Genomic DNA, 22523 nt, shown 5'->3' on the forward strand with positions numbered 1-22523 from the left:
CCCAGCAGAATGCTCGGACATTCTGCTGGAGCCGGCCCTTGAAAGCCCTCGACGAACTCACCTTCGATAATCGCTTCGACCGCCTGGGCGACGCGTTTTCCGCCCATGTGCTGCCAGAGCCCATCGACAATCCGCGCCTGGTCGTGGCCAGCCCCGCCGCCATGGCCCTGCTGGACCTCGACCCGGCCGAGGCCGAAACCCCGGAGTTCGCCGAACTGTTCAGCGGCCACAAGCTCTGGGCCGATGCGATTCCGAGGGCGATGGTCTATTCCGGGCATCAGTTCGGTTCCTACAACCCGCAACTGGGCGACGGTCGCGGCCTGTTGCTCGGCGAGGTGTACAACGAGGCCGGCGAACATTGGGACCTGCACCTCAAGGGCGCCGGCCAGACGCCGTTTTCACGCATGGGCGATGGCCGGGCGGTACTGCGTTCATCGATCCGCGAATTCCTCGCTTCCGAAGCCCTGAATGCCCTGAACATCCCAACCACACGTGCCCTGTGCGTGATCGGTTCCGACACCCCGGTGTGGCGCGAAAAGCAGGAGCGCGCGGCCATGGTCCTGCGCCTGGCGCCAAGCCATGTGCGCTTCGGCCACTTCGAATACTTCTACTACACCAAACGCCCCGAGCAGCAGAAAGTGCTGGGTGATCACGTGCTGGCCATGCACTTCCCAGAGTGCCTGGAACAACCGGAACCCTACCTGGCGATGTTCCGCGAAATAGTGGAGCGCAATGCCGAACTGATCGCCAAATGGCAGGCCTATGGCTTCTGCCACGGGGTGATGAACACCGACAACATGTCGATCCTGGGCATCACCTTTGATTTCGGCCCTTTCGCCTTCCTCGACGACTTCGACGCCAACTTCATCTGCAACCACTCCGACGACCAGGGCCGTTACTCCTTCAGCAACCAGGTGCCGGTGGGCCAGTGGAACCTCAGCGCCTTGGCTCAGGCCCTGACGCCATTCATCAGCGTCGAAGCCCTGCGCGAAACCCTGGGCCTCTACCTGCCGCTGTTCCAGGCCCATTACCTGGACCTGATGCGCCGCCGTCTCGGCCTGACCAGGGCGGAGGATGACGACCAGAAACTGCTGGAGAACCTGCTGCAACTGATGCAAAACAGCGGCGTCGACTACAGCCTGTTTTTCCGCCGTTTGGGTGATGAAGCACCGGAACAGGCCATCACCCGCTTGCGCGACGACTTCGTCGACCTCAAGGGCTTTGATGCCTGGGGCGAACTCTATGTCGCCCGGGTCGCCCGTGAAGGCGCACTTGATCAGGAGCTGCGCCGCCAGCGGATGCACGCGGTCAACCCCCTGTACATCCTGCGCAATTACCTGGCACAAAAGGCCATCGATGCGGCAGAGAGCGGCGACTATTCAGAAGTTCGACGACTGCACGCAGTGCTGAGCAATCCGTTCGAGGAACAACCGGGGATGGAAAGCTACGCCGAGAGGCCACCGGAATGGGGCAAGCATCTGGAGATCAGTTGTTCGTCGTGAGGCGCACACAATTGAAAATCTGGAGACCTGTCTCCAGATAAGGATCATTCGCTTTCGACTGGACGACTTGTCATGACCGACCCACTCCTCATTCCCTGCCCCCACTGCAACGGCCTCAACCGCATCCCCGCCGAGCGTCTCAACGACCACCCGAAATGTGGACGCTGCAAGGCCGAAGTCCTGCTGAACAAGCCGTTTGAATTGAAACAAGGCGATTACGCCAACCAGATCAAAGGCGATCTGCCGCTGCTGGTGGACGTGTGGGCGGACTGGTGCGGGCCGTGCAAGTCGTTTGCACCGGTGTTCGAGCAGGCGGCCGGGCAACTGGAGGGCAAGTGCCGGTTGGCCAAGCTGGACAGCGAGGCGAACCAGCAGTTGTCGGCGCAGTTGGGGATTCGCTCGATCCCGAGCCTGATCCTGTTCAAGAACGGCCGGGAAGTCGCCCGGCAGAGCGGGGCTTTCCCGTTACCGCAGTTGATCGCCTGGCTGCGTAGCCAGGGCATCTGAAACACCACGCAACCCTGTGGGAGCGGGCTTGCTCGCGAAGAGGCCGTTACCTTCAACTTCTATGTTGACTGACACGACGCTTTCGCGAGCAAGCCCGCTCCCACAGGGGTTTTGTGTTATCAGCCTTGGTCAGGCGTTTTCCAGCAGGCTGTGCAATTCGACAAACTGCTGGGTCAGCTTGTGCCGTGGGTCAAGATGGATCAGCGGCGTGTTGGCCTGGTGGGATTCGCGCATGCGTACCGAGCTGGCGAGGTACACCGGCAGCACCGGCAGGCCTTCGGCGATCAGTTCGTCGAGGATTTGCTGGGGCAGGCTGGCGCGGGCCTGGAACTGGTTGACGACGATGCCTTCGACTTCCAGGCCTTCGTTATGGTCGTCCTTCAACTCTTCGATTTCCGCCATCAGCCCGTAGAGTGCCTGGCGTGAAAAACTGTCGCAATCGAAGGGAATCAATACACGATCGGCGGCAATCAATGCAGAAACCGCATAGAAATTCAGCGCTGGCGGGGTATCGAGGTAAATCCGGTCGTAATCTTCGCTCAGCTCCTCAAGCAACTTACGCAGCTTGTTGATCTTGTGCTTGGCTTCAAGTTTTGGCTGCAAGTCCGCCAGTTCGGCGGTGGCGGTAATGACGTGGAGGTTATCGAAGGGAGTTTCGTAGATGTCGACCTGATTCTTTTTGGAGAACGGCCCGGAAGACAGCGTCTGCTTGAAGAAATCGGCGATGCCCATCGGGATGTCGCTACCCGTGAGCCCCGTCAGGTACTGGGTGGAGTTGGCCTGGGCATCGAGATCCACCAATAAGGTGCGAAAACCCTCGCTGGCACTGACCGCCGCCAGATTGCAGGCAATGCTGGACTTGCCAACACCACCCTTCTGATTGAACACCACGCGCCGCATGTCAAAACCCCCGTGTATCAAAGAATGACCGAGTGTAGTGGTGCACGGCGTTGCTTCGCTACCTTGTCGGCACAGGGACTGCACAGTCAGTTGCCTTCTCTTGCATGAAAAGCCGTGAACGGCCCGATGGTTTGATGCAGGAACCGACAGACGGAGCAGTGATTGTGTGAATAATTACCAATCGCTCAGTTTTTGCGAGCCAGTCGCTGCATCTTGTTGAGCAAAATGTAACCAGCATTTGCTACAGGTTCCCGGCACCGGGATAATGCGCGCCACTCGGCGGCAAACGCCGCGCAGGGTGAGTCTCGGCTCTCGGCCACTCCCCGCGTCAAGTAAGCCTGTGAGGGCGGGATGAATGTCTGTGATCAACTTCAACATCGCCCAATGGCGCGCCTGGGCCCCGGGGCTTGAAAGCGTGAACGATTGGCAGGCCTGGAGCCGGCAACCCGTCGTGCTGCCGGACAGCGATGCCGCTCCCGACGTTTCCTTTCTGCCGGCCATGCAGCGCCGCAGGCTCAGCCGCCTGGCACGGATGGCATTCAGTGTCGGCTGGCCATTGGCCGAAGGCCGGCAGGATCTGCCATTGGTCTTTGTTTCCCGTCACGGCGAAACGCCGCGCACTGTCGACATTCTGAGTGATCTGGCCGCCGACCAGCCGCTGTCGCCGACCCGGTTCAGCTTGTCTGTACATAACGCGATTATTGGTTTGTGGTCGATCATGCGCGGTGAAACCAGCGAAATGACGGCCCTGGCCGCCGCAGGCGACGGCCTGGAGCACGGCATGCTCGAAGCTGCCGCGCTGCTGGCCGAAGGCGCTGGCGCGGTACTGCTGGTGGTCACCGAAGAGCGCCCGCCCGAGGCTTACTCGACCTGGATCGACGACGTGCCGTTCCCTTATGCCGTCGGCCTGCTGATCACACCCGGTACCGACTGGCAGTTGTCCCTGAACAGCCCCTCGGATGCGTTGTCCAAATCCCGCTGGCCTCACGCGCTGAATCTGTTGCGTATGCTGCTCGGCCAGCAAACCACCTGCCAACATGCCTGGAAAAATCGTGTATGGACCTGGCAACGCAACCCGTGACCGAGAAAAACCGCGACGCCTATTACTGGCGCTTGCTGGCCACCGCCGCGAGCTTTGCCCTGTTCGGGTTGGGCGGCCTGTGCCTGCGCCTGGTGATTTTCCCTGTGCTGAACTGCCTGCCCGGCGACGCCCGGACCCATCGGCTGCGGGCCCGGCAAACGGTCAGCCGCTGTTTCTGGATTTTTGTGCGCTTCATGGCCCGTACCGGGGTGCTGACCTACGACATTGAAGGCGCGGAAAAGCTCGGTCGTCCCGGGCAAATGATCCTTGCCAATCACCCCTCGCTGATCGACGTGGTGTTTCTGATCGGCCTGGTGCGTCACGCCAACTGCGTGGTCAAGCAAAGTCTCTGGGAAAACCCGTTCACCCGCGGACCGCTGCGCTGCACCGAATACATCAGCAACGACGGCAGCATGGACATGCTCGACGCGGCGGCCGACGCGCTGAAAGACGGCCAGACCCTGATCATTTTCCCCGAAGGTACGCGCACCCAACCCGGCCAGCCACCGGCCTTTCATCGGGGCGGCGCGGCAATCGCCCTGCGGGGTGCGAAAATCCTCACCCCGGTCATTATCAAGGTCAACCCGACCACATTGACCAAGGCCGAGCCCTGGTACCGCATCCCCAAGCGCCGCGTGCACTTCAGTTTCCGGGTCGGGGCCGATATAGACCCACAGGCCTTCGCCTCGCTGGGGCCGGCTCCGCAAGCCTCGCGCAAGCTCAACGATTATCTACATTCTTACTTTATCAAGGAGCTCGCCGAAGATGAGCGATCGGAACACCCATAGCCTGGTGCTGGAAATCAAAGAGCTGATCATCGACGCCCTGGGCCTCGAGGACATCAGCGCCGAAGACATCGGCAACGAGCAGACGCTGTTCGGCGAAGGCCTGGGCCTGGACTCGGTGGACGCCCTGGAACTGGGCCTGGCCATCCAGAAAAAGTACGGCATCAAAATCGATGCCGATGCCAAAGACACCCGTAACCACTTCAGTAACGTGGCGAGCCTTGCGGCGTTCGTCACTGCAAAACAGGCAGCTTGAGACCGGACCATGCAAACTCGTGACGACATCTTCAACACCCTGCGCGATGCCCTGGTCGAGCTATTCGAACTGGACCCCGGGCGTGTGAGCCTGGAATCCAACCTGTATCAGGACCTGGAAATCGACAGCATCGACGCGGTCGACCTGATCGATCACATCAAACGCCAGACGGGCAAGAAAATCGCCGCCGAAGAATTCAAATCGGTGCGTACCGTCAGTGACGTGGTCGAGGCGGTCTACCGTCTGGTTCAACCGGCCGCATGAGTCGACTGATCGGCCTCGGCCTGCTGCTGGCAGGCCTTTTGTATCCCTTTGCGGTGTATTTCGGCATGGAGCACTTCGCCCCTTGGCAGTTCGGCCTGCTGCTGGGCGGACTGTGGCTGGCCCGGGCGCTGACCGGCAAACGTCGGCCCGGCAGCCTGTGGATGGCGACGGTGGCCATGGTGTTCTGCCTGTTGCTGGCACTGTTCGACAGCCCGGCGCTGTTGCGCTGGTATCCGGTGTTGATCAGCGCCTTCATGTTGGTGCTGTTCGGCTCGAGCCTGACATTCGGCCCACCGATCGTCGAACGCCTGGCCCGGGTGCGCGAGCCGCAATTGCCGGCCGAGGGCATTCGCTATACCCGTCAGGTGACCGTCGCCTGGAGCGTCTTTTTTCTATGCAACGGTGTGTGTGCCGCCGCCCTGACCCTCTGGGCGCCGCTGAGCTGGTGGACGCTGTACACCGGCCTGATCTCCTACGGATTGATAGGCCTGATGTTTGCCATTGAATGGCTGATACGACTTAGGGTACGAGGCCACCCATGAATTGGATAAAACTTGAGCACTTGCTGCTCAAGGCTCAGCCGGACCGCGCCATCACGACCGGTCCGGCACTGGATCACGCCCGACTGTGCGAACTGGCGCTGAGCCTGGCCGCCGGCCTGCAAGCCCGGGGTGTCCGGCAGATGGCCGTGCACCTTGAGGATGCCGCCGACCTGGCGATTGCCCTGCTCGGCGCCTGGCGTGCCGGGGTCAGTGTGCTGCTGCCGTCCGACCTGCAGCCGCAGACCCGCCAACGCTGGTCGAATGACGTCGATCTATGGCTGACCGATCAGCCCGGCGACACGCACCTTGGCGACCTCCAACAGCCACCGCTCAGCGCCGCCGCGCTGGACCTGGATAACTGCCGACTCAGCCTGTGCACGTCCGGTTCCAGTGGCGAGCCCAAGCGCATCGAAAAAAACCTGCGCCAACTGGCCAATGAAGTCGAAGCCCTGGAACAGCTGTGGGGTCCTGGCCTGGGCCCGGCGTGCATCATTGGCAGCGTCGCCACCCAGCACATCTACGGTTTGTTGTTTCGGGTACTGTGGCCGTTGTGCGCCGGGCGTCCGTTCGTACGCAAGCAACTGGCGTTCCCGGAAGACCTGCAACGTGCAAGCCGCGAGCACCCGGCTTTCGCCTGGGTGGCCAGCCCGGCGCTGCTCAAGCGCATGGGCGACAACCTCGACTGGCCAGCCTTGAGCTGCGTTCGCCGGGTGTTTTCCTCCGGCGGCGCATTGCCGGTCGAGGCCGCACAGAGCCTGCATGAACGTCTCGGGCAATGGCCAACGGAAATTTTCGGCAGCTCGGAAACCGGCGGCATCGCCTGGCGTCAGGGCGCTGAACTCTGGCAACCCTTTGCCGATGTCACACTGACTCAAGACAGTGTGGGCGCGCTGCTGATCGCTTCGCCCTACTTGCCTGACGGTCATGTCGAACAGACTGCCGACTCAGCACGCATCGCCGTCGATGGTCGCTTCGAATTGCTCGGGCGCCTGGACCGGATCGTCAAACTGGAAGAAAAACGCATCTCGCTGCCGATGCTGGAACAGGCGCTGATGGCCCATGACTGGGTCAGCGAGGCGCGGCTCGGCGTGGTTCGGGAAAACCGCGCGTCCCTGGGGGCGTTGGTGGTCCCGAGCGAAGCCGGTTTGCATGCTCTGCGTAATCTGGGCCGACGCAACCTCACCGAGCACTTGCGCCAACACCTGAGCCAACACTGCGAAACCCTGGCCCTGCCAAGGCGCTGGCGCCTGCTGCGACAACTGCCGTTGAACGCTCAGGGCAAGCTGCCCCAGGCCGACGTCGACGCCCTGCTGCTGGCGCCGCGCCCCAAAGCCCCGGAGGTGCTGGAGCAAGTCGAAAGCGATGGCGAGTGGAGCCTGCAACTGGCCGTGCCACCGGACCTGGCCTATTTCAGCGGTCATTTCCCCAAGGCGCCGGTATTGCCTGGCGTGGTGCAGGTGGACTGGGCGCTGAGCCTGGGCCGGCAACTGATGAACCTGCCGGAAAAATTCGCCGGCATGGAAGTCTTGAAGTTCCAGCAACTGGTGCGCCCGGGCGATGAAATCCAGCTGCACCTGCGCTTCGACCCGGCCCGCGGCAAACTCTATTTCGCCTACCGCAACGAAACTGCCACCTGCTCCAGCGGGCGGATCTTGCTGGAGGTGGCGCATGTGTAAGTTTGGAGAGTGCTGCGCACTCATTCGCGAGCAAGCCCGCTCCCACACTGGATTTGTGTCAAGTACAAATTTCGAGTTCGGATGCGCTCCAATGTGGGAGCGGGCTTGCTCGCGAAACAGACACCTCGGTCTTTCAGGTGTACACCAACATGCATAGCCCCTGCGCCATTGTCCCGGTGTACAACCACGAAGGCGCCATCACCACAGTGGTCGATGCGCTGATCGCCAGCCATCTGCCGTGCATTCTGGTGGACGATGCCAGCAGCCCGCGCTGCGCCCGGGTACTGGACCGACTGGCCCAACGTGAAATGGTTTACCTGATCCGCCTCGCCGAAAACCAGGGCAAGGGCGGCGCGGTCATGACCGGCTTGCGCGAAGCTTCACGCCTGGGTTTCAGCCATGCCTTGCAGGTGGATGCCGATGGCCAGCACGACCTGCAGGACGTCAAACGCTTCATCGAACAATCACGCCGCCACCCACGGGCGGTGATCTGCGGTTATCCGCAATATGACGCCAGCGTGCCGAAAGGCCGTTTGTATGCGCGCTACCTCACCCACGTCATGGTCTGGATCAACACCCTGTCGTTGCAGATTCGCGACTCCATGTGCGGTTTCCGGGTCTACCCGTTGCCACCGGTTCTGGCGTTGATCGAGTCAGCGAAAATCGGTAAGCGCATGGACTTCGACTCGGACATCCTGGTGCGCCTGGCCTGGCGCAATCAGCCGATGCAATGGCTGCAAACCAAAGTCCGTTACCCGCTGGACGGCGTTTCGCATTTTCGGATGTTCCACGACAACGCGCTGATTTCCAGCATGCACACGCGGCTGTTCTTCGGCATGTTGCTGCGCTCACCCATGATCCTCTGGCGACGGTGGCGGACATGAGTGCCGACAAACAACACTGGGCCGACCGCGAGGAGCGCGGCAGTTTCTGGCTGATGAAGCTCACCGCATTCGGCGCCAAAGTGCTGGGCCGTCGAGTACTGAGCCCGGTGTTGTACGGCATCGTCCTGTACTTCTTCCTGTTCGGGCGCAGTGCCCGACACAGTGCCTGGCAATACCAGCAACGCCTGGCCGACTGGAGCGGTCGCAACGAACTGCGCCCGAGCCATTGGCGGGTGTTCGGCCAGTTCATGGCGTTCGCCGACTCCATGCTCGACAAACTCGATGTCTGGAACGGCAGGCTGAGCATCGAACAAATCGAAATCATCGACCCGGCGCTGCTGCGCGACCAATTGCGCGCTAACCGCGGCCAGATGCTGGTGGGCGCACACCTGGGCAATCTGGAAGTCTGCCGCGCACTGGCGGAAATCGGTGAAAAGGTCACGATGAACGTGCTGGTGCACACCAAACACGCCGAACAGTTCAACCGTTTGCTGGGCGAAGCCGGGGCGACCAACTTGCGCCTGATTCAGGTCAGCGAGCTCGACCCGGGGATCATGCTGCAACTGAGCGAACGCCTGGAGCGTGGCGAGTGGCTGGCGATTGCCGGCGACCGCGTGCCGCTGCATGGCGGGCGCAGCGTGACCGTGGATTTTCTCGGCCATCCGGCCAGATTCCCTCAAGGCCCGTGGCTGTTGGCCGGCCTGCTGAAATGCCCGATCAATCTGCTGCTGTGCCTGAAAAAGCCCGACGGCGACTACCGACTGACCATTGAACCCTTCGCTGAGGCAATCACCTGGATACGCAGCGACCGTGAACAGGTCATTCATCAGTGGGCGTCCCGCTACGCCGAGCGCCTGAGTCACTATTGCCTCGAAGCGCCCCAACAATGGTTCAACTTTTACCCTTTCTGGAAGACCGATGACGACGCCAACGCTTGAGCCGGTAACCTTCGGCGAACGCCCTCTGCGGATTGAAGATGTGCTGGCACTGGCCAACCGCAAGGTGCCGGCGCAGTTGCAAAGCGATCCCGCCTACCGCGAGCGCATCGCCAAGGGCGCGCGTTTTCTGGACTCGCTGCTGGACAAGGAAGGCGTGATCTACGGCGTGACCACCGGTTATGGCGATTCCTGCGTGGTCGCGGTGCCGCTGCATCACGTCGAAGCGCTGCCGCAGCATCTGTACACCTTCCACGGCTGCGGGCTGGGCAAACTGCTCGACGCCCAGGCCACCCGCGCGGTATTGGCGGCGCGTCTGCAGTCGCTGTGCCACGGTGTTTCCGGGGTGCGCGTGGAGTTGCTGGAACGCCTGCAGGCGTTCCTTGAACACGACATCCTGCCGCTGATTCCGGAGGAAGGTTCGGTCGGCGCCAGCGGTGACCTGACGCCGCTTTCGTACGTTGCCGCCACGCTGTCCGGCGAACGCGAAGTGATGTTCCGCGGCGAACGCCGGCAAGCTGCCGATGTGCACCGCGAACTCGGCTGGCAGCCGCTGGTGCTGCGGCCGAAAGAAGCCCTGGCACTGATGAACGGCACTGCCGTAATGACCGGCCTCGCCTGCCTGGCATTCGCCCGTGCCGATTACCTGCTGCAACTGGCCACGCGCATCACCGCGCTGAACGTGGTCGCCCTGCAGGGCAATCCGGAGCACTTCGACGAGCGCCTGTTCGCCGCCAAGCCACATCCGGGGCAGATGCAGGTCGCCGCGTGGCTGCGCAAGGACCTGGCCATCGACGCGCCGACCGCCCCCTTGCATCGCCTGCAAGACCGCTATTCCCTGCGCTGCGCGCCCCATGTGCTGGGCGTACTGGCCGACAGCCTGAACTGGCTGCGTTCGTTCATCGAGATTGAGCTCAACAGCGCCAACGACAACCCGATCATCGATGCCGAAGCCGAGCGCGTGCTGCACGGCGGGCACTTCTACGGCGGGCACATCGCGTTCGCCATGGACAGCCTGAAAAACCTCGTGGCCAACGTCGCCGACCTGCTGGACCGGCAACTCGCGCTGCTCGTGGACGAGCGCTACAACCATGGTTTGCCGAGCAACCTGTCCGGCGCTACGGCTGACCGCGCCATGCTCAACCACGGCTTCAAGGCCGTGCAGATCGGCACCAGCGCCTGGACCGCCGAAGCGCTGAAAAACACCATGCCGGCCAGCGTCTTCTCGCGCTCCACCGAATGCCACAACCAGGACAAAGTGAGCATGGGCACCATCGCCGCCCGGGATGCGATCCGCGTATTGGAACTCACCGAACAAGTGGCAGCCGCCACGCTGCTGGCGGCCAATCAGGGCGTCTGGCTGCGCGGCCAGGCCGAAGATGCGCGCCCACTGCCACCCGCACTGGCCGCCATGCACGAAGCCTTGGCCGGGGACTTCCCACCGGTCATCGAAGACCGCGCACTGGAAGGCGAGTTGCGCCTGTGCCTGCAGCGCATCGCCGAACAACACTGGAGGCTGCATGCGTAGCAAGGGACATCTGCACACCGACACGGAAATCGTCGTGCCCTTCTTTGACGTCGACAGCATGCACGTGGTCTGGCACGGCCATTACGTCAAATACCTGGAAGTCGCCCGCTGCGCGCTGCTGGACCAGATCGGCCACAACTACACGGCGATGAACGAATCCGGCTACGCCTGGCCGGTGATCGACCTGCAATTGCGCTACGTGCGCGGCGCGGTGTTCGGCCAGAAACTCAACGTGCGCGCCAACCTGGTGGAGTGGGAGAACCGTTTGAAGATCAACTACCTGATCAGCGATCTGCAAACCGGTGAACGCCTGACCCGGGCCATGACGGTACAGGTCGCCGTCGACCTAGCCAGCCGCGAGATGCAATTGGCCTCCCCGAAGGTCTTCACCGACGCGGTAGAGAGGGCCCTGCCATGATTTTCTGCCACCCATGTTCCCCTGTGGGAGCGGGCTTGCCCGCGATGGTCGTTAACGATGACACCGGGCACCTGACACCCCGCGGTGCTCTCAGGCTTTTCGCGAGCAAGCTCGCTCCTACAGTGTTCTGCGTGCTACTGGGTATTCCTGGACTGGCCCAGGCCTTCGACCTGCAACAACTCAGCGAGCAACTGGCCAAACCCGAGGTGATCCACGGCAACTTCATCCAGGAGAAACACCTGCGCGCCCTGCCCCAACCGCTGACCAGCAAGGGCTCGTTCGTGCTGGCAAAAAACCACGGCTTGTTGTGGCTGCTCAAAACGCCGTTGCAACAGGACTATCGCATCACCGCCAAAGGCATTGCCCGGCGAGACGGCAGTGTCTGGCAAATGCTGCCGGGCAAAAGCGCCGGTGCCGAGCAGAACCGTTTGTTCCTCGCCGTGCTGCAAGGCGACAGCAGCGGGCTGCAAAGGGATTTCGAATTGTCCCTGAGCGGCGATGCACAGAACTGGAAGCTCACGCTGGTGCCGCGTTCGATGCTGCTCAAGCAGGTGTTCAACCAGATCAACATTACCGGCGCAGCATTGGTGCAGAGCATCGAACTGCTCGAAACCCAGGGCGACAGTACGTTGTTGCGCATGCAGGACAGCACCAGCGCCCAACCGTTGAGCGACGCGGAGCAACATGACTTTGCCGAGTGAACGGTTACTGCCGCGGCTGTTTCTGATCCTGCTGCTGGCCGTACTGGCGCTCGCCGGTTGGCAATGGCGTGACGGCGCGCCACTGTCGGCGAACCTGATGGAACTGGTGCCCGGCACGGCGCCCGATGCCCTGGAGCTGCGCGCCGAACAACGCATGCAAGAACCGCTGAACCGCGAAATGCTGGTGCTGGTGGGCCACACCGATCGCCAGCAAGCCGTCGCCATGGCGCAAACCCTCGGCGAGCAATGGCAGGCCAGCGGACTGTTCGAAAAGGTCCAGTGGACCCTGCAAGCCGACTTGCCGGCGCTGCGCACGCAATTGCTGCAAGGTCGCCTGGCGATGCTCTCGGCAGTGGACCGACAACTGCTGATCGAACACCCCGACACCTTTATCCAGCAACGGGTGCAAGCCTTGTTCGACCCGTTCAACGGTTACAGCCTGGTGCCGAGCCAGGATGACTGGTTGGGCCTGACCGGGCGCATCCAGAACAGCCAGCCGCAACGCGGTTCGGTGCAACTGGACATCGGCAGCGGCACCTTGGTCGCCGATGTCGATGGCAAGAGCTGGGTCCTGCTGCGCGCACGCACCACCGGCAACGCCTTCGACATGAACCTGCCGCTGCAAGTGGCCGACCTGCTCGAGCACAGCCGCGAACAAGCTGCGCAGCACGACGTGCAACTGCTCGCCGCCAGCGGCCTGTTGTACGCAGCCAGCGGGCAACAACAGGCCGCCCGGGAGATGACCTGGGTCGGCGGCGGTGCCACCGTCGGGATTCTGTTGCTGCTGCTGTTGGCCTTCCGGCGCTGGCGCGTGTTGCTGGCGTTCGTGCCGGTGCTGGTGGGCATGCTCTTCGGTGCGGTGGCCTGCGTGGCGTTGTTCGGCCATATGCATGTGATGACGCTGGTACTGGGTTCGAGCCTGATCGGTGTGGCGGTCGACTACCCGCTGCACTACCTGTCCAAAAGCTGGAGCCTGAAACCCTGGCACAGCTGGCCTGCCCTGCGCCTGACCCTGCCAGGGTTGACCCTGAGCCTGATCACCAGCGGTATCGGCTACCTGGCCCTGGCCTGGACGCCCTTCCCGGCGCTGACCCAGATTGCCGTGTTCTCTGCCGCCGGTCTGCTCGGCGCTTATTTGTCCGCCGTGTGCCTGCTGCCGGCCTTGCTCAAGGGCGTGGAGCTGCGTCCGGCGCAGTGGCCATTGCGTGTTTGCACGCTTTTGCTGAGCTGTCGTGAAGCGCTGCTCAATCAGGTGAAAACGCCAGTCCTGCTGGCGCTGCTGATCGCCTTTTGCGTGGGCGGGCTGTTGCAGCTGAGCAGCAAAAACGACATCCGCCAGTGGATCAGCGCACCGCAACAATTGACCGACGAAGCCCGGACCATTGCACGGATCACCGGCTATCAACCCACCAGCCAGTTCTTCCTGATACGCGCCGCCAACCAGCAGCAACTGCTTGAACGCCAGACCGCCCTGAGCGAACGACTGGATCAATTGATTGGCCTGGAAAAGCTCCAGGGTTATCTGTCGCTCAATCAACTGGTCAGCCCGCCGAACCAACAGCAGCAGGTGCGCGAAGCGTTGAACAAACTGCCGGCGTTCTGGCAACCGTTGCTCGACATCGGCGTACCGGGCGAGGCGTTGCAAGCCGAGCTGACGAAGCTACAGGCACTGCCGGCCGTGGACATCGACGCAGCGCTCAGCGGCCCGCTGGCAGAGCCCTACCGCCCCCTGTGGCTGGGGCCTACCGAAGACGGCGTGGCGGCGATAGTCAGCCTGCAAGGCATCAGCAACCCGGCCCTGCTGCGGCTCCAGGGCGAGGACTTACCCGGCGTGACACTGGTGGATCGACTGGGTGAACTGAACACCGTCTTCGCCGCCACCCAAATCAGTGCCGCCGAACTGAAACTCGCCTCCTGCGTGCTGATCGTGCTGGTGCTGATCCTGCCGTTCGGCCTCGGCGGTGCGTTGCGCATCGTTTCCCTGCCGCTGCTGGCGGCGTTGTGCAGCCTGGCCAGCCTCGGCTGGCTGGGGCAGCCGTTGACCCTGTTCAGCCTGTTCGGCCTGCTGCTGGTGACGGCGATCAGCGTCGATTACGCGATCCTGATGCGCGAACAGGTCGGCGGTGCGGCCGTGAGCCTGTTGGGCACCCTGCTGGCGGCGTTGACCACCTGGTTGTCGTTCGGTCTGCTGGCGGTGTCGAGCACCCCGGCGGTGAGCAACTTCGGATTGTCGGTGAGCCTCGGCCTGGTCTTCAGCTTCCTGCTGGCACCCTGGGCCGGTCGACAGGTGCATGAGTCCACGGCCGCGGAGCGTGCAGCGTGATGATCGTTGTGTTCTGGGCGATGGCCCTGGCGCTGTTCGCACTGGCGACCCGTGTCGGCCGGCATTTTGGCCTGATTCCCATCGTCAGCCAGTTGTTGCTGGCAACCCTCGGTTTGCCGCTGCTGATGTATTTCTGGATCGAGCCGCAATGGCAGCTGAGCGGTGCGCAGCTGGTGTCGCCGGGCTGGCTGAAGCACCTCTACAGCCTGAGCTTTGCCCTGTTGCTGGGCTACATCCTCAGCGATGTGATCGACCTGCAACTGGATCGCCAGAGCCTGAAAATCGCCCTGCCGAGCTTTTGCATTCCGTTTGCCTGTGGCCTGGCCACGGCCGTCTGGTTATTGCCGGCGCAACCCTGGATCAGCTCGCTGGCCGTCGGCCTGTTGTTCGCCATCACCGCGATTCCGGTGCTGTACCTGTACCTGCGGCACATCGATTACCCGCCCGCTGCCACCCGGCGCCTGGTGCAAACCGCGATCCTCATCGACCTCGCCTGCTGGACATTGTTCGGCCTCGCCCAAGGCAGCCTGTACCTGAGCAGCCTGTTGCTGCCACTGGCCGGCGCCTGCCTGCCGGTGCTGCTGCGGCTGCTTGGCTTGCGCCAGGCGTGGCTCTACAGCCTGTGTTTTTTCGCCCTGCTGATCGTCGCCGAGCACTACAAGCTCAATGCGCTGATTTTCGGCATCGGCTATGTATTGATCATGGCCGCGTTGAAAGCGCCGTTGGTGCTGCCGTTGCCGGCCATCTGGATGAGCCGTTTGCAGACGTACATCGCCATCCCCTTGATCCTCACGTTCGGCATCGTGCAGATCAACGTGCACAGCGCGATGGACAGCCTCGGCTGGGTGCAACTGGTGGCCCTGCTGCTGTTGCCGATGCTGAGCAAACTGCTGGGCAACTGGCTCGGCCTCGGCTGGGCCGGGGCCTCGTTCAAGGGCGCCAGCCGCTGGCGGGAAAGTGTGCTGCTGAACATCCGCGGCTTGAGCGAGATCGTCTTTCTCAACCTGTTGCTGCAACAGCAACTCATCAGCCCGCCGCTGTACTTTGCGCTGATGCTGATGGGCCTGATCGCTACACTGCTGCCAGCCCTGACCGGTATGCACCGAATCCCCCTGAAAGCCGCTGTCCCGGCAAGGAGCCCTCATGCCAACCGTTGAAATGGAATGCCGCCAGGTCGTGGTCATCGGTGCCGGTCCTTCGGGTGCCATCGCCGCCGCGTTGCTCAAGCGCAAGGGACACGATGTGCTGGTGATCGAGCGTCAGCATTTTCCACGTTTTTCCATTGGTGAAAGCCTGTTGGCCCATTGCCTGGATTTCGTCGAAGAAGCGGGCATGCTCGACGCCGTCAATGCGGCCGGCTTCCAGGTGAAAACCGGCGCCGCCTTTGCCTGGGGTGAGCGTTACAGCGCGTTCGATTTCGGCGAGACGTTCAGCCACGGCAAATCAACGACATTTCAGGTCCAGCGCGCCGATTTCGATAAGCTGCTGGCCGATCAGGCCACGCTGCAAGGCGTGGAGATCCGCTATGGCGAAACCATCGTCAGCGTCGACATCGACCCGGAAAAACCGCAGCTCGGCGTGCGCCGCGAAGACGGCAGCGAGTACCGCATCGAGGCTGGCTTCCTGCTCGATGCCAGTGGCTACGGTCGCGTGCTGCCGCGATTGCTCGACCTCGAGGCGCCGTCGAACTTCCCGGTGCGCCAGGCCGTGTTCACCCACGTCGAAGACCGTATCGACCACCCGGCCTTCGACCGCAGCAAGATCCTGGTGACCACTCATCCGACCCAACGAGACGTGTGGTTCTGGACCATTCCGTTCAGCAACGGGCGCTGCTCGGTCGGCGTGGTCGCCGCCGAGGAACGTTTCGCCGGCCGCAGCGACAATCTGGACGAATGCCTGCGCGGCTTTATCGGCGAGACGCCAAGCCTGGCCAGCGTGTTGACCAACGCGCGCTGGGATACCGCAGCCCGAACCATCGGCGGTTACTCGGCCAACGTCAAAACCTTGCACGGTCCGGGCTTCGCGCTGCTGGGCAATGCCGCGGAATTCCTCGACCCGGTGTTTTCCTCCGGAGTGACCATCGCCATGCGTTCGGCGAGCATGGCGGCCGGGGTGTTGCACCGCCAGTTGCAGGGCGAAGCCGTCGACTGGCAAACCGAGTTCGCCGAGCCGCTCAAGCGCGGCGTCGACACCTTCCGTTGCTACGTCGAAGGCTGGTACGCCGGAACCTTCCAGGATGTGATTTTCCATGAGAGCAGCTCGCCGGAAATTCGCGGAATGATCAGCTCCATCCTTGCAGGGTATGCCTGGGACCCACGCAACCCGTTCGTCAGCGAAGCCCGGCGCCGGTTGAAGGTGATATCGGAGTTCTGCGCAAGGGATGCGTCATGAACCACTTGAGCGACCACTACGTCGAAGAAACCCGTTTCGGTTTGTGGTTCCTGCGCAGCCGGATCTGGCAACACTATGTGCTGCGGCTGGCGGTGAACGATTTGCGCGGCCTGTTCAGCGAAGCGCCGCCTGCCGACCCGGTACTGCTGGATGCCGGCTGTGGTCAGGGCAAGTCATTCGCGCTGCTGCGCCAGGCCTTTGCGCCCGCTCGCCTGATCGGCATCGATGCCGACCCGCAGAGCCTCACCCAGAGCGCCGAAGAAGCAACCCGCCAGGGCATGGACGTGGAGTTGATCGGCAGCGACTGCGCGAACCTCAAGCTGGCGGACGCCAGTATCGACCTGCTGTTCTGTCACCAGACGTTCCATCACCTGGTGCAGCAGGAACAGGCCCTGGCCGAGTTTTACCGCGTGCTCAAGCCGGGCGGTTATCTGCTGTTCGCCGAGTCCACCGAGGCCTACATTGATACCTGGGTGATTCGCTGGTTGTTTCGCCACCCGATGCACGTGCAGAAAAGCGCGGCGCAGTATCTGCACATGATCCGACAACAGGGTTTCGAATTTACCGCGCAAAACGTGTCTTATCCGTACCTGTGGTGGAGTCGCGCCAAGGATTTCGGCCTGCTCGAATACTTGGGTGTGTGCAAGCCAAAACCCTTTGGCCAACGGGAAGAAACCCTGGTCAATGTGGTGGCGCGCAAACCTTTTGAAGGAACTATGTGATGTTCATTGCCAACCGCTTGAAATACCCAACCTGTGGGAGCGGGCTTGCTCGCGAAAGCGGTGGGTCAGCCGACATCAGTGTTGAAAGCACTACCGCCTTCGCGAGCAAGCCCGCTCCCACAGGGGTCGCCAGTGTGTTGCGATTTCTGTTGGTCGCCGCGGCACTGCTTCTGAGCGCCTGCACCAGCCGGGCGCCATTGCCCGAAAAAAATCCGGAGCTGCCGTTGCCGCTGCAATTGCATATCCAGCTATTGAAGCCCGACGACCGCCTGGACTGGATAGTGGTGATCCAGCGCGAAGAGACGGGCATTCGCTGGTCGATGATGGACCTGCTGGGCATTCCCCAGGCCCGCCAGCTATTGAACGATAAAACCTGGCACGCCGACGGCCTGTTGCCACCCAACCCGCAAGCCCGGGAACTGTTCGCGGCGCTGCTGTTTGCACTGACGCCAAATGATGAACTGGCGGCCAACTATCCCGGCGCCTGGCAGCACGGCAGACAACGGTCCCTGCCCGAGCGCTGGGACGTCCGCTACGCACAACCGCAGAATTTTGAATTGATGACTGCGAACGGTGCGACCTATCAAGTCACGCCCCTGAGCGGTGAAACACCATGACGGCTTACCTCAATGCCCTCGGACTGGTCTGCGCGCTGGGCCGCGACAAGCAGGAGGTTGCCCGCCACCTGTTTGCCGGCGACTGCGGCGGCATGCACGAACAAGCCGGCTGGGTGCCGCAACGCACGCTGCCGGTCGGCGCGGTCCAGGGCAACCTGGCAACCCTTCCAGCCGACATGTCGCGCCATCACAGTCGCAACAATCAGCTGTTACTGGAAGCCACGCTGCAAATCCGCCCGGACATCGACAGCGCGATCCAGACTTACGGCCGCGATCGCATCGGTGTCGTGCTCGGCACCAGTACTTCGGGTATCGACGAGGCCAGCCAGGGCCTGGCGCACTACCTGCGCGAAAAGCAGTTCCCGCCCGAGTACGACTACCAGCAACAGGAACTGGGTGCGCCGGCAAACTTCCTCGCCGAATGGCTGCAATTGAGCGGGCCGGCCTATGTCATTTCCACGGCTTGCACCTCCAGTGCCCGAGCCCTGATGAGTGCCCAGCGCCTGTTGGACCTGGGCGTCTGCGACGCGGTGCTGTGTGGCGGTGTCGATACCTTGTGCAAGTTGACCCTCAACGGTTTCTCGGCGCTGGAAGCGGTCTCGGAACAACGTTGCAATCCGTTCTCGCTGAACCGCAACGGCATCAACATTGGCGAAGCGGCGGTGCTGTTCCTGATGACCAGACACGTAGGCGACAGCCCGCCGATTGCCTTGCTCGGCAGCGGCGCCAGCTCCGATGCTCATCACATTTCCGCCCCCGAGCCGACGGGTCGAGGCGCCCTGCAAGCCATGCGCAAAGCCTTGAGCCGCGCCAACCTGCAACCGGAGCAGATCGCTTATCTGAACCTGCACGGGACTGCCACCCAGCACAACGACGCCATGGAAAGCCTGGCCGTGGCAACGCTGTTCCCGGCCGGCGTGCCCTGTTCGTCGAGCAAACCCATGACCGGCCACACCCTCGGTGCAGCCGGGGCGCTGGAAGCGGCATTCTGCTGGTTGAGCCTGAGCGCCGACAATCGCGAGCATGCCCTGCCGCCGCACGTCTGGGACGGACAGCCCGATCCCGAATTGCCGCCGCTGCAATGGGTGACCCCGGCCACTCGCCTGACGTCCATTGCACCCCGTTACCTGATGAGCAATTCCTTTGCCTTCGGTGGCAATAACGTCAGCCTGATTATCGGAGACGCCCCATGATTGACTGGCCGCTCGCCGAACTGCTGCCCCACGCCGGCGACATGATCCTGATCGATCAGGTCCTGGCGTTCGATGAAGAGCAGATTCACACCCGCCTGACCGTCAAGCCCGATGGCCTGTTCAACCTCCCCGACGGCAGCCTGCCGGCCTGGGTCGGCATCGAACTGATGGCGCAAAGTGTTGCCGCCTTTGCCGGTTGCCATGCGCGTCAGCGCGGCGATGCGGTGGAGTTGGGCTTCCTGCTCGGCAGCCGCAAATTCGAATGCAACGTTGAAAGCTTCCCGGCGGGCACCGAGTTGACCCTCCACGGGATTCGCTCCCTGGAGGACGACAACGGCATGGGCGTGTTCGAGTGCCACATCAACGCCCCCGGCATTCACGCCACCGCCCGTCTGAACGTGTACCGCCCACCCCAGGCCGCTCAATATCTTCATGAACCCGAAGGAGTCCAGTCATGACTGAATCCGTACTGGTCACCGGTTCCAGCCGTGGCATCGGCCGCGCCATCGCCTTGCGCCTGGCCCGGGCCGGGCACGATATCGTGCTGCATTGCCGTAGCGGCCTGACGGACGCCGAAGCCGTCAAGACCGAAGTCGAGGCCTTGGGCCGTCGTGCGCGCATCCTGCAGTTCGACGTGGCCGACCGCGCCCGTTGCAAGGAAATTCTCGAAGCCGACGTGGAAACCCACGGCGCCTATTACGGTGTGGTGCTCAATGCCGGCCTGACCCGCGACGGTGCCTTTCCGGCCCTGAGCGAGGACGATTGGGATGTGGTGATGCGCACCAATCTCGACGGTTTCTACAACGTGCTGCACCCGGTCATGATGCCGATGATCCGGCGTCGCGCCGCCGGGCGGATTGTCTGCATCACCTCGGTGTCCGGGCTGATCGGCAACCGTGGCCAGGTCAACTACAGCGCTTCCAAGGCCGGGCTGATCGGCGCGGCCAAGGCATTGGCGATCGAGCTGGGCAAGCGCAAAATCACCGTTAACTGTGTCGCCCCCGGCCTGATCGACACGGCCATGCTCGATGAAAACGTGCCGGTGGAAGAACTGATGAAAATGATCCCCGCACAACGCATGGGCACCCCTGAAGAGGTGGCCGGCGCGGTGAATTTCCTGATGTCGGCGGAAGCCTCGTACATCACCCGGCAGGTTCTGGCCGTCAACGGAGGCCTGTGCTGATGAAGCGCGTCGTCGTCACCGGCATGGCCGGCATCACCTCACTGGGCAGCGACTGGGACACCATCGCCGGCAACTTCGCGGCCAACCGCAGCGGCATCCGCCGGATGGACGAGTGGGATCGCTTTACCGAACTCAACACACGCCTGGCAGCCCCCATCGATGACTTCAAGGTGCCGAGCCACTGGACCCGCAAGCAACTGCGCAGCATGGGCCGGGTCTCGCGGCTGGCGGTGGGCGCGGCGGAGATGGCGCTGGCCGATGCCGGCCTGTTGGGCGACGAATCGATCAAGGACGGGCGCATGGGCGTCGCCTGCGGTTCCTCGACCGGCAGCACCGACGAGATCAAGGCGTTCGGCAACATGCTGCTCAACTCGGTGGCCGAAGGCCTGAACGCCAATTCCTACGTGCGCATGATGCCGCACACCACAGCGGCGAACATCAGCATCTTCTTCGGTCTCACCGGCCGCCTGATTCCCACCTCCAGCGCCTGCACCAGCGGCAGCCAGGGCATCGGCTATGCCTACGAGGCGATCAAGTTCGGCCGCCTGCCGCTGATGCTCGCCGGCGGCGCCGAGGAACTGTGCCCGACTGAAGCCATGGTCTTCGACGCGCTCTACGCCACCAGCCTGAAAAACGACACCCCACAACGCAGCCCGCGCCCTTACGACACCGCTCGCGACGGCCTGGTGATCGGCGAAGGCGGCGGCATGCTGGTGCTCGAAGAACTGGAACACGCCCTGGCCCGTGGCGCGCACATCCATGCCGAGATCGTCGGATTCGGCAGCAACGCCGACGGCCAGCACACCACCCGTCCGGAGCAAGTCACCATGCGCCGGGCCATGGAACTGGCCCTGGAAGACGCCGGGCTGACACCTTCGGACATCGGCTACGTCAACGGCCACGGCACCGCCACCGAACAGGGCGACATCGCCGAAACCCTGGCCACCAGCAGCCTGTTCGGCGAACACATGCCGATCAGCTCGCAGAAGAGCTTCCTCGGCCACACCCTCGGCGCCTGCGGTGCACTGGAGTCCTGGTTCAGCATCGAAATGATGAACCGCGACCTCTACGCCCACACCTTCAACCTCAACGAAGTCGACCCGCATTGCGGCAAGCTCGACTACCTGCGCGGCGAGTTTCGGCAGATGAGTAACCGGTACGTGATGAACAACAACTTTGCGTTTGGCGGGGTAAATACTTCGCTGATTTTCAAGCGCTGGTCGTAACCTGGAATATTTTCCCTGTGGGAGCGAGCTTGCTCGCGATGGACGTCAACGATAACGCGCGGTGCCTGAATGACCGCGTTGTCTGGACGTTTTTCGCGAGCAGGCTCGCTCCCACAAGGGTTCTCGCCTCCCCGGACGATCACGGTGGATCAAGGTTATCCAGTACCCGATTCACCGCCATTTCCCCCAGCATGATCGATTGCTGAATCCCCAGCAGGGTGTGGCCCTGCGATCCCTTCAAGTCTCTGGCGAAGTCACTCGCCATGACGCTTGCCGAGGCCAGCGACACGCAGGCGTATTCCAGCAGGGTGCGGTTGTCGATGTCGGGGGCGATGAGGAAGATTGTACTGGTCATGATTCAGCGTCCTGAAAATGGGCGGCCACGCCGAATCGTTGCAGATCATAAGGGTGGCAGCTGTACGCAGGTTAGCAGACCGGACGAAGTAAACCGGCGCGCCCTAAGGCGCCCTGCGCACAGCCACCGTCAAGGGCAGGTATGGACATACCTGCCTATCAGGAGCGCAAATGCGCTTACTTCGATACGGGCTGCTAAACCCGATCACTGACAATCAGTGACGCGAATCAAGTTAGCGATGGCCCTCAAAGCGCACAAGCCGGCGGATTCTGGAGTAGTTGTAGGCAAGGCCGCAAGGCGCTGTAGCCTCTTCGATGGATTTCGGAAATGTCCCACAGCGGATGGTCAAGCCTTCCGAAGGGAGCGATACATCCTCGTTCCAGATAGCTGGTTTTTTTAGGGTTTTTTGCAAACGCTTTCGCGAGCAGGCTCGACTACCTACCTGGCGAGTTTCGGCAGATGAGTAATCGATACGTGATGAACAATAATTTTGCGTTTGGCGGGGTGAATACTTCGCTGATTTTCAGGCGTTGG

Annotated in this window: 24 protein-coding genes; 22 read left to right on the forward strand and 2 right to left on the reverse strand. The window is 62.5% G+C overall.

Annotated features, from left to right (window positions below; all coding sequences use genetic code 11):
* Positions 1-38 precede the first annotated feature (38 nt).
* Together selO and trxC are read left to right on the forward strand one after the other, a co-directional pair.
* Positions 39-1502 (forward strand): protein adenylyltransferase SelO, encoded by a 1464-nt coding sequence (selO, locus tag AC3WN7_RS02530; protein ID WP_095964647.1) that lies wholly within the window; start codon positions 39-41, stop codon positions 1500-1502.
* 72 nt (positions 1503-1574) lie between these two features.
* A complete protein-coding gene (trxC, locus tag AC3WN7_RS02535) occupies positions 1575-2009 on the forward strand; it encodes a thioredoxin TrxC (protein WP_102673195.1) in 435 nt (144 codons plus the stop codon).
* A gap of 129 nt (positions 2010-2138) precedes the next feature.
* On the opposite strand, the gene AC3WN7_RS02540 is transcribed toward trxC, so the two are convergent.
* Positions 2139-2909 (reverse strand): ParA family protein, encoded by a 771-nt coding sequence (locus AC3WN7_RS02540; protein ID WP_007972195.1) that lies wholly within the window; start codon positions 2907-2909, stop codon positions 2139-2141.
* Positions 2910-3264: 355 nt separating this feature from the next.
* Between AC3WN7_RS02540 and AC3WN7_RS02545 the strand changes: the two genes are divergently transcribed.
* The 20 genes from AC3WN7_RS02545 (at position 3265) to AC3WN7_RS02640 (ending at position 21634) form a co-directional block, all read left to right on the forward strand.
* Entirely contained in the window at positions 3265-3990 is a 726-nt protein-coding gene (locus tag AC3WN7_RS02545) for a beta-ketoacyl synthase chain length factor (protein ID WP_102673196.1), read from the forward strand.
* Positions 3966-4778, forward strand: a complete 813-nt coding sequence (locus AC3WN7_RS02550; RefSeq protein WP_095964644.1) for a lysophospholipid acyltransferase family protein — start codon at positions 3966-3968, stop codon at positions 4776-4778. Before AC3WN7_RS02545 ends, AC3WN7_RS02550 begins: the two co-directional genes overlap by 25 nt.
* A complete protein-coding gene (locus AC3WN7_RS02555; RefSeq protein ID WP_095964643.1) occupies positions 4756-5031 on the forward strand; it encodes a phosphopantetheine-binding protein in 276 nt (91 codons plus the stop codon). Before AC3WN7_RS02550 ends, AC3WN7_RS02555 begins: the two co-directional genes overlap by 23 nt.
* A 9-nt stretch (positions 5032-5040) precedes the next feature.
* Complete coding sequence (locus AC3WN7_RS02560; protein WP_007972204.1) at positions 5041-5295, forward strand: acyl carrier protein; 255 nt, start codon at positions 5041-5043, stop codon at positions 5293-5295.
* Positions 5292-5837 (forward strand): COG4648 family protein, encoded by a 546-nt coding sequence (locus tag AC3WN7_RS02565; protein WP_102673197.1) that lies wholly within the window; start codon positions 5292-5294, stop codon positions 5835-5837. The genes AC3WN7_RS02560 and AC3WN7_RS02565 overlap by 4 nt, the downstream gene beginning before the upstream one ends.
* Positions 5834-7513 (forward strand): acyl-CoA synthetase family protein, encoded by a 1680-nt coding sequence (locus AC3WN7_RS02570; protein ID WP_102673198.1) that lies wholly within the window; start codon positions 5834-5836, stop codon positions 7511-7513. The genes AC3WN7_RS02565 and AC3WN7_RS02570 overlap by 4 nt, the downstream gene beginning before the upstream one ends.
* Before the next feature lie 149 nt (positions 7514-7662).
* Positions 7663-8397: a glycosyltransferase family 2 protein gene (locus tag AC3WN7_RS02575; protein ID WP_102673199.1), complete on the forward strand. Its 735-nt coding sequence runs from the start codon at positions 7663-7665 to the stop codon at positions 8395-8397.
* Positions 8394-9335 (forward strand): lysophospholipid acyltransferase family protein, encoded by a 942-nt coding sequence (locus AC3WN7_RS02580; protein WP_095964639.1) that lies wholly within the window; start codon positions 8394-8396, stop codon positions 9333-9335. The genes AC3WN7_RS02575 and AC3WN7_RS02580 overlap by 4 nt, the downstream gene beginning before the upstream one ends.
* Positions 9316-10860, forward strand: a complete 1545-nt coding sequence (locus AC3WN7_RS02585) for an HAL/PAL/TAL family ammonia-lyase (RefSeq protein ID WP_102673200.1) — start codon at positions 9316-9318, stop codon at positions 10858-10860. The genes AC3WN7_RS02580 and AC3WN7_RS02585 overlap by 20 nt, the downstream gene beginning before the upstream one ends.
* Positions 10853-11278 (forward strand): acyl-CoA thioesterase, encoded by a 426-nt coding sequence (locus AC3WN7_RS02590; protein ID WP_095964637.1) that lies wholly within the window; start codon positions 10853-10855, stop codon positions 11276-11278. Before AC3WN7_RS02585 ends, AC3WN7_RS02590 begins: the two co-directional genes overlap by 8 nt.
* Positions 11275-11979, forward strand: coding sequence for an outer membrane lipoprotein carrier protein LolA (locus AC3WN7_RS02595; RefSeq protein ID WP_102673201.1), 705 nt, complete (start codon positions 11275-11277; stop codon positions 11977-11979). Before AC3WN7_RS02590 ends, AC3WN7_RS02595 begins: the two co-directional genes overlap by 4 nt.
* Positions 11963-14302: an MMPL family transporter gene (locus AC3WN7_RS02600; RefSeq protein WP_102673202.1), complete on the forward strand. Its 2340-nt coding sequence runs from the start codon at positions 11963-11965 to the stop codon at positions 14300-14302. The genes AC3WN7_RS02595 and AC3WN7_RS02600 overlap by 17 nt, the downstream gene beginning before the upstream one ends.
* Entirely contained in the window at positions 14302-15459 is a 1158-nt protein-coding gene (locus tag AC3WN7_RS02605) for a sodium:proton antiporter (protein WP_102673203.1), read from the forward strand. The genes AC3WN7_RS02600 and AC3WN7_RS02605 overlap by 1 nt, the downstream gene beginning before the upstream one ends.
* Positions 15446-16693, forward strand: a complete 1248-nt coding sequence (locus AC3WN7_RS02610) for an NAD(P)/FAD-dependent oxidoreductase (RefSeq protein ID WP_095964633.1) — start codon at positions 15446-15448, stop codon at positions 16691-16693. The genes AC3WN7_RS02605 and AC3WN7_RS02610 overlap by 14 nt, the downstream gene beginning before the upstream one ends.
* Positions 16690-17415, forward strand: coding sequence for a class I SAM-dependent methyltransferase (locus tag AC3WN7_RS02615; RefSeq protein WP_102673204.1), 726 nt, complete (start codon positions 16690-16692; stop codon positions 17413-17415). Before AC3WN7_RS02610 ends, AC3WN7_RS02615 begins: the two co-directional genes overlap by 4 nt.
* Complete coding sequence (locus AC3WN7_RS02620; protein ID WP_095964631.1) at positions 17415-18032, forward strand: hypothetical protein; 618 nt, start codon at positions 17415-17417, stop codon at positions 18030-18032. Before AC3WN7_RS02615 ends, AC3WN7_RS02620 begins: the two co-directional genes overlap by 1 nt.
* Positions 18029-19225, forward strand: coding sequence for a beta-ketoacyl-[acyl-carrier-protein] synthase family protein (locus AC3WN7_RS02625; protein ID WP_102673205.1), 1197 nt, complete (start codon positions 18029-18031; stop codon positions 19223-19225). The genes AC3WN7_RS02620 and AC3WN7_RS02625 overlap by 4 nt, the downstream gene beginning before the upstream one ends.
* Positions 19222-19683, forward strand: coding sequence for a hotdog family protein (locus tag AC3WN7_RS02630; RefSeq protein WP_095964629.1), 462 nt, complete (start codon positions 19222-19224; stop codon positions 19681-19683). The genes AC3WN7_RS02625 and AC3WN7_RS02630 overlap by 4 nt, the downstream gene beginning before the upstream one ends.
* Entirely contained in the window at positions 19680-20408 is a 729-nt protein-coding gene (gene fabG, locus AC3WN7_RS02635) for a 3-oxoacyl-ACP reductase FabG (RefSeq protein ID WP_095964628.1), read from the forward strand. Before AC3WN7_RS02630 ends, fabG begins: the two co-directional genes overlap by 4 nt.
* A complete protein-coding gene (locus AC3WN7_RS02640) occupies positions 20408-21634 on the forward strand; it encodes a beta-ketoacyl-ACP synthase (protein ID WP_102673206.1) in 1227 nt (408 codons plus the stop codon). The genes fabG and AC3WN7_RS02640 overlap by 1 nt, the downstream gene beginning before the upstream one ends.
* 139 nt (positions 21635-21773) lie before the next feature.
* Here AC3WN7_RS02640 and AC3WN7_RS02645 read toward each other — a convergent pair whose 3' ends face one another.
* The gene (locus tag AC3WN7_RS02645; RefSeq protein WP_015093148.1) at positions 21774-21989 is read right to left on the reverse strand and encodes a DUF6124 family protein; all 216 of its coding nucleotides are present in this window, start codon (positions 21987-21989) and stop codon (positions 21774-21776) included.
* Between the last annotated feature and the right edge of the window lie 534 nt (positions 21990-22523).

Source organism: Pseudomonas sp. FW305-70 (assembly GCF_058783925.1).